We start from the raw sequence: 17,671 nt of genomic DNA on the forward strand, positions 1-17,671 counted from the left end.
ATGATCCCCGTTCCCGGCTTCGAGGGGCGTCGTGTTGCGGTCTTCGGCCTGGGACGGTCGGGGATTACGGCGGCGCGCGCGCTTCAGGCCGGGGGCGCGATCCCCGTGCTGTGGGACGACGGCGTCTCGGGCCGGATGCAGGCCGAGGCCGAGGGCTTCGTGGTTGAGGATCTGACCCGCGCCGACTGGTCGGGGTTCGCCGCCCTGGTGCTGTCGCCCGGCGCGCCGCTGACCCATCCCAAGCCGCACTGGAGCGTGGAGCGCGCCCATGAGGCGGGCGTGCCGGTCATCGGCGATGTGGAGTTGTTCGCGCGGGCGCTGGCCGCCCTGCCGCAAGGGATGCGGCCGCGCGTGGTCGCCATCACCGGCACCAACGGCAAGTCGACGACCACGGCCCTGATCGGCTGGGTGCTGAAGCAGGCGGGCTTGAGCGTCCACATTGGCGGCAACATCGGCATCGGGGTGCTGGCCCTGCCCGAGCCGACGGCGGATGCGGTCTATGTGATCGAGGTGTCGTCCTATCAGCTGGACCTGACGACGGGCTTTGCGCCGGACGTGGCGATCCTGACCAATGTGTCGCCGGACCATCTGGACCGCCACGGCGGGATGGAAGGCTATGTCGCCGCCAAGCGCCGGATCTTCCAGGCGCAGGGGGCCGAGGCGCTGGCGCTGGTCGGCGTGGACGAGGAATGGGGGCGGACGGCTGCGGCGGATCTGTGGGCGCAGGGGCGGCGGGTCGAGACGGTTCTGAGTCTTCCTTCTCCCCTCGGGGGAGAAGGTGGCTCGCGTAGCGAGACGGATGAGGGGGGCGTGTCCCCTGTCGCGTCCCATGCCGAAGAGGCGCAGTCGTATCTGGCGTCCCCCTCATCCGAGCCGCTTCGCGGCCCACCTTCTCCCCCGAGGGGAGAAGGATATGCGGCGGCGGCTGGCGTGTTGATGGCGGGCGGCGAAGTGTTGGCCGATCTGACCGCCGCGCGGTCCTTGCCGGGCCGCCACAACGCCCAGAACGCGGCTTTCGCCTATGCCACGGCGCGGGCGCTGGGCGTGTCGCATGAGGCGGCGGTCGAGGGCCTGCAGACCTTCCCCGGCCTGTCGCACCGGATGGAGGCCGTCGGGCGGCTGGGCTCCGTGCGCTTCATCAACGACTCCAAGGCGACCAACGCCGACGCGGCGCGACAGGCGCTTGCCTCCTACTCCAGCGTCTTCTGGATCGCGGGCGGCAAGGCCAAGGACGGCGGGATCGACAGCTTGCGCGACCTCTTCGCGCGCGTGATCAAGGCCTATCTGATCGGGGAGGCGGCGGACGCCTTCTCCGTGACCCTGGCCGACACCCCGCATATCGTCGCCCATACGATGGAGCGGGCCGTCGAACTGGCCGCCGCCGACGCGGCCGCGGCCGGGGGCGAGCAGGTGGTCCTGCTGTCGCCCGCCTGCGCCAGTTTCGATCAGTTCCCCGATTTCGAGGTCCGGGGCGAGGCGTTTCGCGCCGCCGTCCTGAGCCTGGGCGCACGGCCGGAGCCCGCCGCATGACCCACAACAGCTACAGCCATCCCTTCTCGCGTAACGATCAGAGCCTGATCGCGCGCTGGTTCTGGACGGTGGATCGCGGCCTGCTGGGCGCGGCGCTGACGCTGGTGGCCCTGGGCGTGGCGCTGAGCTTCGCCTCCAGCCCGGCGGCGATCCTGGCTGATGAATCGATCAGCGATCCCTTCCACTATTCGTGGCGGATGATGGTCTTCTCGAGCATGGGGCTGATCGGGATGCTGAGCGCCTCGCTGCTGTCGCCGCGCGGAGTGCGGCGGATCGCGGTGCTGGCGTTGGTCTGCGCCATCGTGGTCATGGCGGCCCTGCCTTTCATCGGCGATACGGTGAAGGGGGCGGCGCGCTGGATCAATCTGGGGCCGTTCAGCCTGCAGCCGTCCGAGTTCGCCAAGCCGGGACTGATCGTCTTCGCCGCCTGGATGTTCGCCGAGGCCCAGAAGGGCGAGGGCGTGCCCGGCGTCAGCATCGCCTTCGGCCTGTGGGCGCTGACGGTCGGCCTGTTGCTGATCCAGCCGGACATCGGCCAGACCTTGCTGATCACCACCACCTTCATGGCCGTCTTCTTCATGGCCGGGGTGCCGCTGAAGTGGGTGGCGGCCCTGGCGGCGGTCGGCGCGGGCGGTGTGGTGTCGCTGTATTTCATGTTCAGCCACATGCGCGACCGCCTGAGCCGCTTCCTGTCGCCCGAGACGACCGACACTCACCAGATCGACCGTGCGTCCGAGGCGATCCGCGCCGGGGGCCTGGTCGGGCGCGGCATCGGCGAGGGGGTGATGAAGCGCCACGTCCCCGACTTGCACACCGACTTCATCTATTCCGTCGGGGCCGAGGAGTTCGGCCTGGTGTTGTCGCTGATCATGATCGGTCTTTACGCCTTCATCGTCATTCGCGGGATGCGCAAGGCGATGAAGCTGAACGACTCCTTCGAACAGACGGCGGCGGCGGGGCTGTTCATGCTGATCGGGCTGCAGGCCTGCATCAACATCGCGGTGAACCTGAATCTGATCCCGACCAAGGGGATGACCCTGCCTTTCATCAGCTATGGCGGGTCGTCCATGATGGCCATGGGGCTGACGATGGGCTTTGCTCTGGCCCTGACCCGGCGTCGTCCGGGCGCCTATGAACTGGGGTCGAACGTCAACCCGCGTCGCCGCCTGCTGCCGTAAGAGAGCACCATCCATGACCAAGGTCTGCGTCGTCGCCGCCGGGGGCACCGGCGGCCATATGTTCCCCGCCGAGGCGCTGGCGCGCGAGATGGCGGCGCGCGGCTGGCGCGTGGTGCTGGCCACCGATAAGCGTGGCGAGCAGTACGCCCACGCCTTTCCCGCCGAAGAGCGTCTGGCGCTGGACGCGGCGACGGGGCGCGGCCCCATCGGCCTGCTGAAGGCGGGACTGGCGATTATGAAGGGCGTCGGTCAGGCCAAGGCCGCGTTCCAGCGCACGGGCGCGGACGTGGTGGTGGGCTTCGGCGGCTATCCGTCGGCGCCGGCCTTGCTGGCGGCGGTGACGACGCGTCGTCCGACCGTGATCCATGAGCAGAACGCCGTACTGGGCCGCACCAACCGCTATCTGGCGACCAGCGTGGGCGTGATCGCAGCGGCGTTTCCGACGCTGGGCCGTGCGCCGGACAAGGTGAAGGGCCGCGTTCAACTGGTCGGCAATCCGGTGCGGCCGGATATCCGCGCCCTGTTCGATCGCACCTACGCCGCGCCGGTCGACGGCGGGCCGATCCATGTGTTGGTGACGGGCGGCAGCCAGGGCGCCCGCATCCTGTCCGAGACCACGCCGCGCGCGCTGGCGGCCCTGCCGGAAGCCATCCGCAACCGGCTGAAGGTGCAGCAGCAGTCGCGGCCCGAGACGCTGGAGAGCGCGCGCCAGATCTACCTCGACGCCGGGATAGAGGCCGAGGTCGCCCCCTTCTTCCGCGACATGGCCGACCGGCTGTCGAAGGCGCATCTGGTGCTCGGGCGGGCGGGGGCTTCGACCTGTTCGGAGCTGGCGGTGGCGGCCCTGCCGTCGGTGCTGATCCCGCTGAAGATCGCCACCGACGACCACCAGACCCTGAATGCGCGCGCCTTGTCCGACGCAGGGGCGGCGAAGGTGATCGCTGAGGACGATCTGACGGTCGAGAGCCTGACGGTGGCGCTGACCGCGATCCTGACCGATCCGGCGGGGCTGGCGGTCATGTCGGCGGGGGCGCGGTCCGTGGCGATCCCGGATGCGGCGCAAAGGCTGGCCGATCTGGTGGAGGCTGCGGCCAGATAAGACCCTTCTCCCCTTGGGGAAAAGGTGGGCGGCGAAGCCGCTCGGATGAGGGGGACGTGTCCTTCATTCGCACGGGCTGATGTGGGTGTGCGTTATTTGGCGTCCCCCTCATCCGTCTCGCTGCGCGAGCCACCTTCTCCCCCGGCGGGGAGAAGGGCTATGGTCAAGGCATGCCTCAGTTCGTCACCAATCTGACCAACACCATTTTTGCGCTCTGGCGTCAGTTCCACTGGCTGCCGGAATGGGCGGTGGTGTCGATCATCACCGTCGTTTTCGTCTTCATCGGCTGGGCGGCCAATCAGGTGGTGTTCGCCCTGCTGAAGCTGGCGGTGCGCAATCGCGACGACTTCTGGAAGGGGATGCTGAAGCGCGCCCGGCTGAAGGTGCGGATCGCGGTGATGATCATCGCCCTGGCCCTGGCCGTCACCGTGTCGCCGCTGGACCCGGAGCCGTCGCTGTTCATCCGGCGCAGCCTGCTGTTCGGCTTCATCCTGGTGTGCGGCTGGATGCTGGCGGGCGCGGTGGACATGGGCGCCATCGTCCACCTGAAGAAGTTCAACATGGAGGCGGAGGACAACCTCTACGCCCGCAAGCACGTCACCCAGACGCGCATCCTGCAACGGGTCGCCGCCATCCTGATCGCCCTGATCACTCTGGGGTTGGCGCTGCTGACCATTCCGGGCGTGCGCCAGTGGGGGCTGTCGCTGCTGGCCTCGGCGGGGGTGGTCGGCATCGTCGCCGGTCTGGCGCTGCAGCCCTTCCTGACCAATCTGATCGCGGGCATCCAGATCGCCACCGCCCAGCCGATCCGCCTGGACGACGCCGTCATCGTCGAGGGCGAGTGGGGCCGGGTCGAGGAGATCACCTCGACCTACGTGGTGGTCAAGCTGTGGGACTGGCGGCGCATGGTCCTGCCGCTGACCTACTTCATCCAGAAGCCGTTCCAGAACTGGACGCGCGAGGATTCGCGGCTGATCGGCGTGTCCTTCCTCTATGTCGACTATGAAGCGCCGATCGATCGGCTGAGGATCAAGCTGGAGCAGATCGCCCACGCCTCGCCGCACTGGGACGGCGACGTGGTGGCGCTGCAGGTCACGGATGTCACCGAGCGGACGGCCCAGGTGCGCTGCCTGACCAGCGCGCGCAACGCCTCGGTCGCCTTCGACCTGCGGGCCGAGGTGCGCGAGAAGATGCTGGCCTTCATGCGCGACGAATGCCCCGAGGCCCTGCCGCGCGACCGGATGGATTTCGACCGCGAGCGCCGTCGCCCGGCGCCGCGCCCGACCGGCTACGAAGAATAGGTCAGGCCGCCTGCATGGCCTTGCGCGCGCGCCAGAAGCGCAGGGTGCGCAGGGCCGCCTCGCGCGTCAGTTCGTTGTACATCCCGGCATAGGCGCGGGCCTTGCCCATGGCGTTGTCGTCGGTGTTCAGAAGCACCACGGCGTAGGTCAGGAACAGGGCGCGATCCAGGTCCGCCGCCTTGCAGATCACGGCCAGGGCGTCCAGCTCGCGCCGCTCGATGATCTGGCGGGCGGTGTGGAAGTCGACGTCGGCCAGTTGCGACAGGGCGATCAGGAAGGCCGTCTGGCCGCCCGAGCGCAGGAAGCGGGCCAGCACCTGGGGCGTCAGCTGATTGGCGGCGCGCAGTTCTTCGACATAGGCCAGGCTCTCGGCGTAGTCGGCCGGCAGGGCGCCGTCCTCGGCGGCGACGCGCGTGCGGCCGGCGGCCAGGGCGCTTTCCAGCAGGGCCGGGTCCATGCGGGCGTTCTGCTCCAGGATGCGCTGGCGCAGGCGAGCCTCGACCCTGAAATACATGTCGTTCAACAGGTCGGGCGGCAGGCTGGAGCGCTCGACCGTGACGGCGTGCAGGGCCGGGTTGGCGCGGGCGCGCTCGACGGCGGTCTCGGAGGCGGCGCGCGACAGGCTGGCGCCTTCGTTGCCGAGCAGCACGCCCAGGGTCTCGTCGTCGCCGCGCTCGACGATGGCGTCGGAGACGGCCTCGGACACGGCGGCGCGGCGGCTGACGGCGCGCAGGTGGCCCTGACCGCGCGAGCGCACGACGCCGATCAGATCGGCCTCGGTCAGCACCGGCGAGGCGGTGAGGACGGGGGCGGCGACGGTCTCGGCCTCATCATTGGCCAGGCGGCGGATCAGTTGGTGCGGGGCGTCGGGCGACTGGGCGAACCGTTCGGCCAGTTCGGCGCGCACGGCCGTCTCCATGGCGTCGGTCAGGTCGGACAGGACGGCGCCGTAGAGGGCGGTCTCGGCCTCGGTGCGCTCGACGGCGCCGAAGAAGCAGTCGGTCAGCTCACGCAGCAGGGCGCGGCGCCTGGGGCTGGACTCCTCCTGCGCCAGGGCGATCAGGTCGGGCAGGCGCGAGCCGGTCTCGGCCGGCGGAGCGACGGAGGGAGAGGAGGCGGCGCCGTCGCTCATGGCAGCATCGGGTCATCGGCCAGCGGGGCGGCGCGCAGACGGCCCTGGGCGTCGCGCATCACGGCGGGGGCTTCAGGGGGCTGGGCCAGATCATCCGAGGTGATGGGCTGATCCAGCTCGACCGGCATGGCGTCCAGATAGTTGGGCGCGGGCAGGGGCGTGGCGTCCGGCTGGCGCCCCGCCTGACGATGGACGGAATAGTAGCGGGCGCTGCCTTGCGGGGCCGGGGCGTCGTTCGACGCAGGCTGGGGCGCGGGCGTCGGGGCGGCGGGCGCGTGACCTTGAGCCGGAGCGGGGGCGGGCGTCGAGGCGGGCGGTTGGGGCGTGTTCCGCTGCAACTGGAAGATCGGCGCGTCGCGGCGAGGGGCCATGGGGTCGAAGGCCGGGTCAGTCGGAACCGGAGCTGGAGCTGGAGCTGGAGCCGGGGCGGGCGCAGGCGTCGGTTGCGGCGCAGGTTGGACGGGCGGCGGGGCCGAGGGCTGGACTGCGGGCGCTGGCGTGCGCTCAGGAATGCGCTCGGGAACAGGAGCCGGGGCCGGAGCCGGGACTGGAGCGGGCGGTCGGACCGGCTCAGGCGCCGGTTGGGGCGCGGGCGCGACGACGCGCGGGGCGGGCTGGACCGGCGCTGGCTGCCTCGGCGCGGGCTGTTGCGGCATCGGGCGCTGCGGCTCGGGCATCGGCATCGGCGCCGGCTCGGGCAGAGGCGTGCGCTGAACGGGCGGCGCGGGTTGAGGCTGCGGCTGCGCGCGCGTCCAGGGGACGTGGCCGGGCGCCGGAGCGCGCTCCATCGGCTGAGGTTGGCGCTCGGGAACGTAAGGCGCCGGGGCGTAGTCCGACGGCGGCGGCGCGACGGGTTGCGGCGGGGTCGAAAGAGGCTGACGCGTCCAGGGCGCGGGCTGATAGGTCGGCTGATACGGCGCCGGGGGCGTGTACGCGGGCGCGGGCTGCTCGGCCGGGGGCGAGACATAGGGGCCCCAGGTCGCGTCGGGGTGGCTGGTCACCGGACGGAAGTCGGGGGCGGGCGTCAGGGCGTTGGCCGAAGACGGCGGGGCCGGGATCGGCGACGGCGCGCCCCAGGCCTGGGCGGGCGTCAGCTGGCGGTTGTAGCCCGGCGCTCCGGCGCGCCAGGGATAGCCGCCGTGGGGAATGACGGCCGGTCGGGCGACGGTCTGAGCCGCGGGCGTCGCGAAATAGGCCGTGTCCTGCGGCGGGGCGAAGCCGTCGGCGGGCGCGGCCGGATAGGCGGGAGCCGTCTGGCTGGACGGATGGACCTGGGCGCGGCCCGGCCAGGACAGCTGGCGATCATAGGCGGCGGGCGGATAGGGCGCCTGCGCCTGGGGCGGCGCCCACGGCGCGGCCTGCGCCAAGGCGGCCGTCGAGGCGCCGAGCGCGGGCAGAAGGACGGCTATGGTCAGGATGCGCGGCACCGGCGCCTCGTGCAAGGTGAAGACGTTCAGCCGGACACCCTAGGCGGCGCGGCTTAATCCTCGCCTAACGCCGGACAGGCTTAACCGCGCGAGGGCAGATACTGGCTGGTGAAGGCTTCGCGCCAGTCGGGAACGGCGGAATAGGCGTCCTGGGTCTGTTCGGCGAAGGCCTGCCAGCGTTCGGGCGTCATGGCTCCCAGGCCGTAGAGGGCCGCGTCGCCGCCGTCGACCATGGCCTGGGCGCGCAGCGAGGCGCGGGCGGCGTCCAGCACGCGCTGGGGCAGGTCGGGATGGGCGCGGCGGATCAGGGCGTCGCCCTTGGCCCCGTCGCCGTGGACATAGTCGCGCCAGCCCTCGACCGAGGCGGCGATGAAGTCGCGCAGGGCCTGAGCGTTGTCGCGGGCGAAGGCGTTGGGCGCCAGCACCAGGCCGGAATAGGAGGGATAGCCGTCCTCGGCCGGGGTCAGGACCAGGGGCTGGAAGCCGACCTCGCGCGCGATCAGGCCCGGCGCGCCGTCGGTCAGGCGGGCGATCAGCACGCTTTCGCGATCCTCGCGGAAGGCCTTCAGATTGTCCTCGGGGGCGCCCGGCTGGGCCTGATCGGGCGTCAGGTCGAAGCGGGCGCGCAGCCAGGTCCAGAAGCCGGCCTGGTCGCCCGGCTCCATCAGGATGCGACGGCCGCGCAGGACCGTCAGATCCTCCAGCTCCTGACCCGGATGAGCCAGCAGGACGACGGGATCCTTCTGCAGGAAGGCGGCCACGGCCTTGATCGGCGCGCGCTCGGCGATCAGCCGCAGGGGCAGGAAGCTGTCGCGGCCGACGGCCAGTTCGACCGCGCTGGCGGCCAGCAGGGCGGGGATGTCGGCGCCCGACGGTCCGGCCAGAATCTCAACGTTGAGGCCGCGCCGCTCATAGGCTCCGGTCGCGACGGCCTGGTAGAAGCCGCCGTGCAGGGCGCCCGTCGGTCCGCCCGCCGCCACCCGCAGGCGCACCCGGCCGGACTCGTCGGTCTGGACCGGGGTGCGGTCGCACGCGGACAGGGCGCCCAGGGCGGTCAGGCCGAGGGCGCCGGCCATCAGGCCGCGTCGGTGCAGGCGGGCGCGAGTCATCACGTTTAGGGTGTAGGGGGGCGGGCGGCGCTTGGAAAGGCGGCGAGGCGTCGCCGGGCGGGATTTCAGTCCGAAAACCATGCGCCGGAATTGAGCGAGGGGACGTAACCCTTTGAGCCAGACCGTCGCCGGTCGGATCGCGGATCGCGTCCCCTCGCCAAGTCCGGGTTGGACTTGGCCGCTATCGGGTCAGAAGTCGATCTCAGCGTCGGCGGGCGGACCCGGCGTCGTTCGACCTTCATTCCATCGGCCCCTGGTCTTCGGCGTTCCGCAAGGCGAACCTCGCGCCGTCCGTCGATCCCGGCCTGGTTCTCCGTGATCCCGGCGCCGAGGCGCTAAAGGATCGGGAGCCTGGGCCCTGCTTCGGTGTTTCCGCGTCCTCCGAGGAGGCTTGGAACCCTGGGTCAGAGAGCCGGACCGGTCCGCTTGATCTCCGGGTCTCCCCGGATTTCCGCGCCGCCGTGTCCCTTCGGCCTGTTGACGTTCCCGCGAAATCCGTTATTGGGCAAGTGCCCAAATCGGAGCGTCTGTGCGGAAAACTCCCGGACCCGGTGGGCAAGTCTGTGGATATTTGTGGGCGGACGAAATTCGCGAAGGCGGATCAGCGCCTTGTGTTGTCCACAGGAAAGCGACCGCCACCCGCTCGCAGGAGCGGATGGCGGCGGATCATCAGCGATTGCGGATGAAGGTGCGGATGTCGGTCGACAGCTTCTTCAGATCGTCGTCGCGGACGTACATCATGTGGCCCGAGTGGTAGTAGTGCCACTCGATGCGGCCGTCGGTCGGGAAGCCCGGACGGTTCAGCGAGTATTCGGCGCCGAAGAAGGGCGTGGCGAAGTCGTAGTAGCCCTGACCCACCCAGACGCGCAGGCCGCTGTTCTCACGCAGGGCGCGGCCGATGTAGGGGGCCACGTTCAGATACTCCGCCCCGCCGCGCCCGGCGGTCGGCAGGTTCCAGTCCCAGTTCCGGGTGCCGCCGATCGAGGAGTAGACCACGTCGGGCGAGTACTTCAGGCCTTCGCGCGCCCAGGCGTTCATGGCGGCGGTATAGGCGCCGTCGATGCCGTAGAAGCTGGGGTCGTTGTCCGGGCGGTCGCCGGCGTTGTCGTAGTCGACGCCGGTGTAGCGCGCGTCCAGACGGCCGATGGTCAGACCGCGATCACGCAGCAGCTCCTTGTAGAAGCGGCCGGGCGACAGGCGCAGGTTGGCGTTGCTCAGATAGGTCTGTGAAATGCCGGTATAGCGCGACAGCTGCTGCAGGATAGCCGCCCGCTCGTCGGCGGGCAGGGCGTTGCCCTTCAGCAGGGCCGAGGCGTAGGGGCCGATGGCCCAGGCGCGAGCCTCGGCGACGAACTCTTCGACGGTGGCGGGCTTGTTCGGCACCTTGTCGTGGTACCAGGCGGCGGCCGCCATCGAGGGCAGGGTGGTTACGAAGCCCAACTCATTGCCCTGGGCGTCGGCGGCCAGGCTGAAGTCCAGGATCGATGAGATCAGCAGGATGCCGTTGATCGATACGTCGGTGTAGCTGCCTTCCAGCTCGTTGATGACCGCCGCCGAACGGGTGGTGCCGTAGCTCTCGCCGCCGATGAATTTCGGGGCGTTCCAGCGGCCGTGCTCGTTCAGCCACAGACGGATGAACTCGGCGATCGACTTGGCGTCCTTGGTCACGCCCCAGTAGTCGGCCGGGTCGGTCTTGCCCAGGGCGCGGCTGAAGCCGGTGCCGATCGGGTCGATGAAGACGATGTCGGTGACGTCCAGCAGGGAGTCGACGTTGTCGATGATGGGGAAGGGCGCGGCGCCGTCGTCGCGGGCGTCCGACGGCACGACCACGCGCTTGGGCCCGAAGGCGCCCATGTGCAGCCACAGGGAGCCGGAGCCGGGGCCGCCGTTCCACAGGAAGGTCACGGGACGGTTCGGGTCCGTCGGACCTTCCTTGATGTAGCTGTAGGAGACCATGGCCGCGAGCGGCTTGCCTTCCTTGTCCTTCAGATAGGTCTCGCCGGCGATGGCGCGGTAGGCGATGCGCTGGCCGCCGAAGACGCCGGTGTGGCGCGTCTCGGACATGACGGGCGGCGGGATGACGGCTTCGGTGCGGTTCGCGGCGGCGACATCGACGCGCGGCGCGCCCTGAGGCCCGCTCTGGCCCCCGCTTTGCGCCATGGCCGGCCCGGCCAGGGCCAGCGCCGAAGCGGCGACGACAAGCAGTTTCTTCATGGATAAACCCCCAGTTTGTCTACGCGGCTCCCCCTCGAGAGCCGGGCGCGCGAACGACGCCGCCCAGCTTGGAATGAGGCGACAAGCAGGGGCGAATGTAAACCGTGGGTTCCGCCTTTATCGCGGAAGGGTTGGCTGGATACGGAGCGATTTGGCGAAGAATGTGCGGTGAGGCGCCGCGCGTTCGTCAGCCCGCCAGCGCGGCCTTCTTCTCTTCCAGCTCCAGCCAGTCCAGCTCGGCGGCCTCCAACTCGGCGCGAGCCTTTTCGGCGGCCTTCATGGCGTGGTCGAAGGCTGCCGGGTCGCGCGCATAGAGGTCGGGGTCGGCGAGGATGGCGTCCTGTCGGGCGATCTCGACCGGCAGGGTCTCCATCAGCTTTTCGACCTCCTCCAGACGACGGGCGTCCTTGTAGGAGAGCTTCACAGTCTTTTTGGGCGCGCGGTCGGAAGGCTCCGCCTTCTCGACCCGACGCGCCCCGGAGGGGGCGGCTTCGGCGTGGGTGGGGGGCGGGGCGAGGAAGGACGGGTTCTGGCGCAGGAAGTCCTGCCAGCCGCCGGGGGTCTCGACCACGTCGCCGCGACCGTTCAGGGCGATGGTGGAGGTCGCCAGGCGATCGACGAAATCGCGGTCGTGCGACACCAGGATCAGCGTGCCGTCATAGGATTCGAGCAGCTCTTCCAGCTTCTCCAGCGTGTCCATGTCGAGGTCGTTGGTCGGCTCGTCGAGGATCAGCAGATTGGCGGGCTGGGCCAGGGCGCGCGCCAGCAGCAGGCGGTTGCGCTCGCCGCCCGACAGGGTGGAGATGGGCTGTTTCAGCTGGGCTTCCTGGAACAGGAAGTCCTTGGCGTAGGCGGCGACGTGCATGGAGCGGCCGCGCACCAGGATGGAGTCGCCCCCGCCCGGCGTCAGGGCGTCCCATAGGGTCATGTCCGACTTCAGCCCCTCGCGCGACTGGTCGAGGTAGAGGGGTTCCAGGTTGGCGCCCATGCGGACGGTTCCCTCGTCCGGCGCCAGTTCGCCCAGCAGCACCTTGACCAGTGTGGTCTTGCCCGCGCCGTTGGGGCCGACGATGGCCAGACGATCGCCGCGGATGATGCGGGTGGTCAGGTTCTTGAAGATGGTGCGGTCGCCGAACGACTTGCTGACGCCCTTGATGTCGGCGACCAGCTTGCCCGAGACGGCGCCGGAATCGACGCCCAGGTTCAGCTCGCGCGGCAGATCCTTGACCCGCTCGGCCCGGTCCAGACGCATCTGCTGCAGGGCGCGGGCACGGCCCTCGTTGCGGGTGCGCTGGGCGGTGATGGAGCGGTAGAAGGTGTAGGTCTCGGCTTCGATGCGCTTGGTCAGGCGGCGCAGGGACTCGGCCTCTTCCTCCATGACCTTGGCGGCCCAGTCGTCGAACTCGATGAAGCCCTTGTTGAGGGTGCGGACCTTGCGGCCTTCCAGCCAGTGGACGGTGTCGGTGACGCGGTTCAGGAAGGCGCGGTCGTGGCTGACCACCAGCAGGGCGAAACGGGCCTGGATCAGCTCGTTTTCCAGCAGTTCGATGGCCAGGATGTCGAGGTGGTTGGTCGGCTCGTCCAGCAGCAGCAGGTCGGGCTCTTCGGCGAAGGCCTTGGCGAGGGCGGCGCGACGGATCTCGCCGCCAGACAGGCCTTGCGTCGACTTGGCGGGGTTGAGGCCGAAGGTCTCCAGCCAGCTTTCGGCGGTCCAGCGCTCGGCCTCGCCCGAGGCGGCGTAGTCGGCCAGGGTCTCGCCGGTGATGACGGGCTCTTGCGGCACATAGGCGAAACGGGTGCCGGCCTGGAACGAGCGGTCGCCCGAGTCCGGCTCGATCAGGCCCATGACCACCTTCATCAGGGTGGACTTGCCCGCCCCGTTGCGGCCGACCAGGGCTGCGCGGCTGCGCGGCTCCATCGCCATGTCGACACCGTCGAACAGCGGGCGTTGACCGTCCTGGAGACGGACATCTTTGAGAGCGACGAGGGGAGGTCTGGCAGCCATGGGGGCGCATATAGCGACTGACCGGCGCTTCGGCCATCGGCGTTGACGCTTCCTCATCGGCGGGCTGTAGTCGGGCGACGACGACGGAGGGATGGAATGGATCTGAGCGCTTCAGCCAGAGATGATCGCGCCGGGAAGAAGGGGCCAGGTCGGGGCTGGTACGCGGCGGCGGTGCTGCCCGTGATCTGCGGGTTCGCGGCCATGGGCGTGGTGCTGTTCACGCAACTGCCGAAGCTGGACGACGGGCTGGAGCAGATCGTCGTGCCGGGCGCGCGCGAACTGACGCTGGAGCCCGGCCGGCACACGGTCTTTCTGGAATACCGCAGCGTCGTCGACGGCCGGGTCTATGCGGTCGATCAGGTGGCGGGTCTGACCGTTCGTGTCGAAGCGGCGGACGGCGCGCCGGTGGCCGTAAGCGCGCCCATGGGAAGCTCGACCTATTCAATGGGCGGACGTCAGGGAGAGGCGATCAATGTGTTCAGCGTCGAGCGGGCCGGAACCTACAGAATCTCGGCCGACTATGACGGTCAGGAGGGGCCGCAGACGGTGATCGCCGTCGGACAGGGGTTCATGGGGCAGTTGTTCGCCACCGTCTTCATGGGGCTGGGCGCCGTCTTCCTGGGCATGGCCCTGACTGTGGCGGCGGTGATCGGCGTGTATCTGGCCCGGCGGCGGGCGCGTCGCGCTTGAGCGAGTCTTGACTTGACGCATACCGTCCGGTTGGTATGTAAAGCGTCATGGACACGCAGACCTTCCGCCGCACGCCTGAAGACACTCGCCGCCAGATCATAGAAATGGCCATCGAGATCGCCGCCGACCAGGGGGCGATGGCGGTGACGCTGGACGCTGTGGTGGGCCGCCTGCCGTTCAGCAAGGGCGCCTTGCTGCATCACTTCCCCAACAAGCAGGCCCTGCTGGAGGGCGTGATCGACCATCTGGCGTCCGAGATGATGGCGGCGGTGCTGGCCGAGGCGGCGCGCGACCCCAACCCCTATGGCCGCAACGCCAGGGCCTATCTGCGGGCGGTCGTCAACGAACCGGCGACCGAACGGGACGTCAGCATCGGCCGCGCGGCCTTGGCCGCCTGCGCCATCGAGCCGAACCTGATCCCGCGCTGGCGGGCGGCGATGCGGACCCTGGCCGCCGACGATCCCGAAGACCTGGCGGGCAAGGACGACGCCCTGATGTTGCGGCTGATCGCCGACGGCCTGTGGATGACGGATCTGTTCGGCACGCATGAGATGTCGCCGGAGCAGCGCAAGGCCCTGCTGTCGCTGCTGACGCCGGGCAGCTTGCTGACGGATGCGTATGGGGGAGCGGGCGCGTGAACCTGACCACCTGGCTGGCCCTGCTGGGCGCGATCGGCTTCGAGGTGATGGGGACGACCCTGTTGCAGCAGTCGCAGCAGTTCACCAAACCCTGGCCGACGGCGGGGCTGGCGGTGTGTTACGGGATCGCCTTCTACCTGCTGACCCTGGCGCTCAAGCAGATGCCAGTGGGGCTGGCCTATGCGATCTGGAGCGGGCTGGGGGTGGTGCTGATCTCGGTGATCGGCGTGTTCCTGTTCAAGCAGAAGCTGGACACGCCCGCGATCATCGGTCTGGCGCTGATCATCGGCGGGGTGGTGGTGATCAACGTCTTCTCCAAGAGCGTCAGTCACTGAAGCCGCGACAGACGGGGATTTGGGGCGTATAGGGCGCGCCCATGAATTCCACGTCGCCCAAGCCTTTCTGGGAAACCAAGACCCTGGCGGAGATGTCTCCGTCCGAGTGGGAGAGCCTGTGCGACGGCTGCGGCCTGTGCTGCGTCATCCGGTTCGAGGACGAGGACTCGGGCCAGATCATTCCGACACATGTCCATTGCAAGCTGTTCGACCCGGATCGCTGCACCTGCACCGACTACGCCCAGCGCCAGGCCGAGGTGCCGGACTGCGTGCAACTGACGCCCGACAACATCGAGCGGCTGAAGTGGATGCCGCTGTCGTGCGCCTATCGCCGGCTGCATGAGGGGCGGACGCTGGCCTGGTGGCACCCGTTGGTGTCCGGCGATCCGGAGACGGTGCACACGGCCGGCGTGTCGGTGCGGCGCCAGACGATTTCGGAACTGGCGTTGAAAGAGCCGGAGGATGCGCTGGACTTCGAAGCGCCGGAATGGATGGGCGAACGGGGCGTTGCTAACGAATAATTCGTTGGAAGCGGGCCAGGGTGGGGACCAAGATGGCTATTGTCGCAACACAATCGAAGTCGACGGCAGGCGGGCGTGACGCCTTTGATCGACTGACGACGATCGCCTGCGCGGCGTTCCGCGCGCCCCACGCCATGATCACCGTGCTGGACGAGGACCGCGCCGTCTTCCTGTCCGGCGTGGGCCTGGACGAGACCAGCATTCCGCGCATGAGCAGCGTCAGCCACGCCCTGGCGGGCATGGGCGTCGACGCCGTGGTGGTGGTCGAGGATGCGCTGGAGCATCCGGTCTATCGCGATCATCCCATGGTGGTCGGCGAGCCGCGCGTGCGCTTCTTCCTGGGGGCCACGGTGCGCGGGGTCGACGGCCGCGCGGCGGGCGCGATCGGGGTGATGGACGTCAAGCCGCGCCCGGCGCCGACAGAGACGGAGCTGCGGCTGATCCGCGAGCTGGCCGGGCTGGCGGGCGAGCTGATGGAGCATGCCGAGGCCATGCGCCAGGAAGCGGCGCGCCTTGAGACGCTGCGCCTGGCCGAGGACATGGTCGGGGTCGGGCGCTGGCGGTATGAGGTCATGACCGGGGCCGTGACCTGGTCGGACGAGATCTATCGCATCCATGCGATCGCGCCGGGCGCCTTCTCGCCTACGCTGGAGGATGTGTTCAGCCACTATCATCAGGACGACCGCGCGGAGATCCAGCACCTGGTCGAGCGGGCGCTGAAGACGGGCGAGGGCTACACCTTCAAGTTGAGGCTGGTCGGGACCGACGGAGTCGAGCGCGTCGTGGCGGCCGAGGGCGCGACGGAGAAGGACTCCACCGGCCGGGTGATCGCCATGTTCGGCGTCATGCAGGACGTGACCGAGCGTGAACGCCTGTTGCGGGCGGCCCAGACCAATGAGCGACGCTATCGCCTGCTGGCCGAGAATACCGGCGACGTCATCACGCGGGTCAAGATGGATGGGTCGAGCAAATACATCTCGCCGGCGATCCAGCAGCTTTTGGGCTGGACCTTTGAAGAGATGACGGGGCAGTCGACCGACTATGTTCACCCCGAGGACCGCCACCTGGTGCTGGGCGCCATCGGCAAGGCGGTCAAGAGCGGAGAGCCGACCCGCCTGGAGCATCGGGCGGTGCACAAGAACGGCGAGACCGTCTGGGTCGAATGCACCTTCAAGGCCCTGAGAGACGAACACGGCCATGTCGACGACGTGGTGGTGGTGATCCGCGACATGACCCAGCGCAAGGCGCTGGAGGCGGAGGTGCTGGAAGCCAAGGAGACCGCTGAAGCCGCGGTGCAGGCCAAGAGCGAATTCCTGGCCAACATGAGCCATGAACTGCGGACGCCGCTGACCAGCGTGATCGGCTTCTCCGGCCTGCTGCAGGGGTCGGAGCATCTGCCGCCGGAAGAGCGCATCTATGTCGAGCGCATCGCCACGGCATCGGAGGCCTTGCTGGGCGTCATCAACGACATCCTCGACTATTCCAAGCTGGAAGCCGACGCGATCGAGATGGACCCCGAGCCGTTCGACACGCGGGCCCTGGTGGACGGAGCCGCCGCCATCGTGGAGAGCCAGTGCTCGCTCAAGGGTCTGATCCTGCGCGTGGTGGTGGCCGCCGATACGCCCGCGCGCCTGACCGGCGACAAGGGGCGGCTGCGCCAGGTGATGCTGAACTTCCTGTCCAATGCGGTGAAGTTCACGGCGCGAGGCGAGGTGACGCTGACGCTGGACGGGCGGTTTGACGAGAAGGGTCTGTGGCGGATGCGCGCAGCGGTCAGCGACACCGGCATCGGCATTCCGGCCGAGAAGATCGACGAACTGTTCCACCGCTTCACCCAGGCCGACGCCTCGACGACGCGGGTCTATGGCGGGACGGGGCTGGGGCTGGCGATTTCACGCCGTCTGGTCGAGCTGATGGACGGACGGATCGGGGTGGACAGCACGCCGGGGCAGGGCTCGACCTTCTGGTTCGAGGCGCCGCTGGCCGTGGCCGAGGCCGAAGACGATGCGGTCGAGACACGTCAGGGGCAGACGGCGAACTCTGCGATTCGCGGCCGGGTGCTGATGGCCGACGACGCGGCCGCCAACCGCGAACTGGTCAGCGCCATCCTGCGGAATCTGGGGCTGGAGATCGACGCCGTGGCCGACGGCGCCGAGGCGGTCCACGCCGTGCATTCGGGCGCTTATGATCTGGTGCTGATGGACGTGCACATGCCGGTCATGGACGGGTTGAAGGCCACGCGCGAGATTCGCCGGATGCAGGCGGGGACCGGGCGGCGGACGCCGATCCTGGCCCTGACGGCCAACGTCCAGGCCGAGCAGGTGACGCGCTGCCTGGAGGCGGGGATGGACGGCCATCTGGCCAAGCCGATCCAGATCACGGAGCTGGCCGCCGCCCTGACGCGGTGGCTGTCCTGCGACGAACCGCCCGCGATGGCGGTCTAGGCGCCAGCCGTTCCGCTCCGGCTATCGCGGCCGAGGGCGTCGATCCCT

General features: G+C 69.4%; 14 protein-coding genes. 9 read left to right on the plus strand and 5 right to left on the minus strand.

What is annotated here, in order from left to right; all coding sequences use genetic code 11:
- From AC3IPP_RS03800 to AC3IPP_RS03815, 4 genes are all read left to right on the plus strand, one after another.
- The gene (locus tag AC3IPP_RS03800) at positions 1 to 1,530 is read left to right on the plus strand and encodes a Mur ligase family protein (protein ID WP_489150420.1); all 1,530 of its coding nucleotides are present in this window, start codon (positions 1 to 3) and stop codon (positions 1,528 to 1,530) included.
- Complete coding sequence (gene ftsW / locus AC3IPP_RS03805; protein ID WP_087138957.1) at positions 1,527 to 2,708, plus strand: putative lipid II flippase FtsW; 1,182 nt, start codon at positions 1,527 to 1,529, stop codon at positions 2,706 to 2,708. Before AC3IPP_RS03800 ends, ftsW begins: the two co-directional genes overlap by 4 nt.
- A gap of 13 nt (positions 2,709 to 2,721) precedes the next feature.
- A complete protein-coding gene (gene murG / locus AC3IPP_RS03810) occupies positions 2,722 to 3,807 on the plus strand; it encodes an undecaprenyldiphospho-muramoylpentapeptide beta-N-acetylglucosaminyltransferase (protein ID WP_489150421.1) in 1,086 nt (361 codons plus the stop codon).
- Between the two features lie 170 nt (positions 3,808 to 3,977).
- Entirely contained in the window at positions 3,978 to 5,108 is a 1,131-nt protein-coding gene (locus AC3IPP_RS03815; protein ID WP_087138959.1) for a mechanosensitive ion channel family protein, read from the plus strand.
- A 1-nt stretch (position 5,109) separates the two neighbouring features.
- Here the strand turns inward: AC3IPP_RS03815 and AC3IPP_RS03820 are convergent, their stop codons facing one another.
- The 5 genes from AC3IPP_RS03820 to AC3IPP_RS03840 all read right to left on the minus strand — a co-directional run bounded on the left by AC3IPP_RS03820 (position 5,110) and on the right by AC3IPP_RS03840 (position 12,995).
- Entirely contained in the window at positions 5,110 to 6,240 is a 1,131-nt protein-coding gene (locus AC3IPP_RS03820; RefSeq protein WP_489150422.1) for a DUF2336 domain-containing protein, read from the minus strand.
- Positions 6,237 to 7,682 (minus strand): hypothetical protein, encoded by a 1,446-nt coding sequence (locus AC3IPP_RS03825; protein ID WP_489177441.1) that lies wholly within the window; start codon positions 7,680 to 7,682, stop codon positions 6,237 to 6,239. The genes AC3IPP_RS03820 and AC3IPP_RS03825 overlap by 4 nt, the downstream gene beginning before the upstream one ends.
- A gap of 65 nt (positions 7,683 to 7,747) precedes the next feature.
- The gene (locus AC3IPP_RS03830; RefSeq protein ID WP_489150424.1) at positions 7,748 to 8,776 is read right to left on the minus strand and encodes an ABC transporter substrate-binding protein; all 1,029 of its coding nucleotides are present in this window, start codon (positions 8,774 to 8,776) and stop codon (positions 7,748 to 7,750) included.
- A gap of 669 nt (positions 8,777 to 9,445) precedes the next feature.
- Positions 9,446 to 10,990, minus strand: a complete 1,545-nt coding sequence (locus AC3IPP_RS03835; RefSeq protein ID WP_087138962.1) for a S10 family peptidase — start codon at positions 10,988 to 10,990, stop codon at positions 9,446 to 9,448.
- A gap of 187 nt (positions 10,991 to 11,177) precedes the next feature.
- Positions 11,178 to 12,995 (minus strand): ABC-F family ATP-binding cassette domain-containing protein, encoded by a 1,818-nt coding sequence (locus AC3IPP_RS03840; RefSeq protein WP_489150425.1) that lies wholly within the window; start codon positions 12,993 to 12,995, stop codon positions 11,178 to 11,180.
- A gap of 96 nt (positions 12,996 to 13,091) precedes the next feature.
- Here AC3IPP_RS03840 and AC3IPP_RS03845 point away from each other — a divergent pair, with 96 nt between their 5' ends.
- Genes AC3IPP_RS03845 through AC3IPP_RS03865 form a run of 5 tightly spaced genes read left to right on the plus strand, consistent with a single transcriptional unit; the run spans position 13,092 to position 17,623 of the window.
- Positions 13,092 to 13,685 (plus strand): hypothetical protein, encoded by a 594-nt coding sequence (locus tag AC3IPP_RS03845; RefSeq protein WP_489150426.1) that lies wholly within the window; start codon positions 13,092 to 13,094, stop codon positions 13,683 to 13,685.
- Between the two features lie 47 nt (positions 13,686 to 13,732).
- Positions 13,733 to 14,323, plus strand: coding sequence for a TetR/AcrR family transcriptional regulator (locus AC3IPP_RS03850; RefSeq protein ID WP_087138965.1), 591 nt, complete (start codon positions 13,733 to 13,735; stop codon positions 14,321 to 14,323).
- 47 nt (positions 14,324 to 14,370) lie between these two features.
- Positions 14,371 to 14,658 carry a DMT family transporter gene (locus tag AC3IPP_RS03855; protein ID WP_489177461.1) on the plus strand — a complete coding sequence of 96 codons (288 nt, stop codon included), beginning with the start codon at positions 14,371 to 14,373 and terminating at the stop codon, positions 14,656 to 14,658.
- A 41-nt stretch (positions 14,659 to 14,699) separates the two neighbouring features.
- Entirely contained in the window at positions 14,700 to 15,179 is a 480-nt protein-coding gene (locus AC3IPP_RS03860) for a YcgN family cysteine cluster protein (RefSeq protein ID WP_489150427.1), read from the plus strand.
- Positions 15,180 to 15,211: 32 nt separating this feature from the next.
- Positions 15,212 to 17,623 carry a PAS domain-containing protein gene (locus AC3IPP_RS03865; protein ID WP_489150428.1) on the plus strand — a complete coding sequence of 804 codons (2,412 nt, stop codon included), beginning with the start codon at positions 15,212 to 15,214 and terminating at the stop codon, positions 17,621 to 17,623.
- Positions 17,624 to 17,671 lie beyond the last annotated feature (48 nt).

The sequence above is a fragment of the Brevundimonas sp. KH_060 genome, assembly GCF_057838275.1.

Excerpts from the sequence above, each read along its gene's own strand:
- AC3IPP_RS03830 (WP_489150424.1), bottom strand. The coding sequence starts at position 8,776 with ATGACTCGCGCCCGCCTGCACCGACGCGGCCTGATGGCCGGCGCCCTC.
- AC3IPP_RS03835 (WP_087138962.1), bottom strand. The coding sequence starts at position 10,990 with ATGAAGAAACTGCTTGTCGTCGCCGCTTCGGCGCTGGCCCTGGCCGGG.
- AC3IPP_RS03865 (WP_489150428.1), top strand. The coding sequence starts at position 15,212 with ATGGCTATTGTCGCAACACAATCGAAGTCGACGGCAGGCGGGCGTGAC.
- AC3IPP_RS03850 (WP_087138965.1), top strand. The coding sequence starts at position 13,733 with ATGGACACGCAGACCTTCCGCCGCACGCCTGAAGACACTCGCCGCCAG.
- AC3IPP_RS03800 (WP_489150420.1), top strand. The coding sequence starts at position 1 with ATGATCCCCGTTCCCGGCTTCGAGGGGCGTCGTGTTGCGGTCTTCGGC.
- murG (WP_489150421.1), top strand. The coding sequence starts at position 2,722 with ATGACCAAGGTCTGCGTCGTCGCCGCCGGGGGCACCGGCGGCCATATG.
- AC3IPP_RS03820 (WP_489150422.1), bottom strand. The coding sequence starts at position 6,240 with ATGAGCGACGGCGCCGCCTCCTCTCCCTCCGTCGCTCCGCCGGCCGAG.
- AC3IPP_RS03845 (WP_489150426.1), top strand. The coding sequence starts at position 13,092 with ATGGATCTGAGCGCTTCAGCCAGAGATGATCGCGCCGGGAAGAAGGGG.
- AC3IPP_RS03855 (WP_489177461.1), top strand. The coding sequence starts at position 14,371 with ATGGGGACGACCCTGTTGCAGCAGTCGCAGCAGTTCACCAAACCCTGG.
- AC3IPP_RS03860 (WP_489150427.1), top strand. The coding sequence starts at position 14,700 with ATGAATTCCACGTCGCCCAAGCCTTTCTGGGAAACCAAGACCCTGGCG.
- ftsW (WP_087138957.1), top strand. The coding sequence starts at position 1,527 with ATGACCCACAACAGCTACAGCCATCCCTTCTCGCGTAACGATCAGAGC.
- AC3IPP_RS03815 (WP_087138959.1), top strand. The coding sequence starts at position 3,978 with ATGCCTCAGTTCGTCACCAATCTGACCAACACCATTTTTGCGCTCTGG.
- AC3IPP_RS03840 (WP_489150425.1), bottom strand. The coding sequence starts at position 12,995 with ATGGCTGCCAGACCTCCCCTCGTCGCTCTCAAAGATGTCCGTCTCCAG.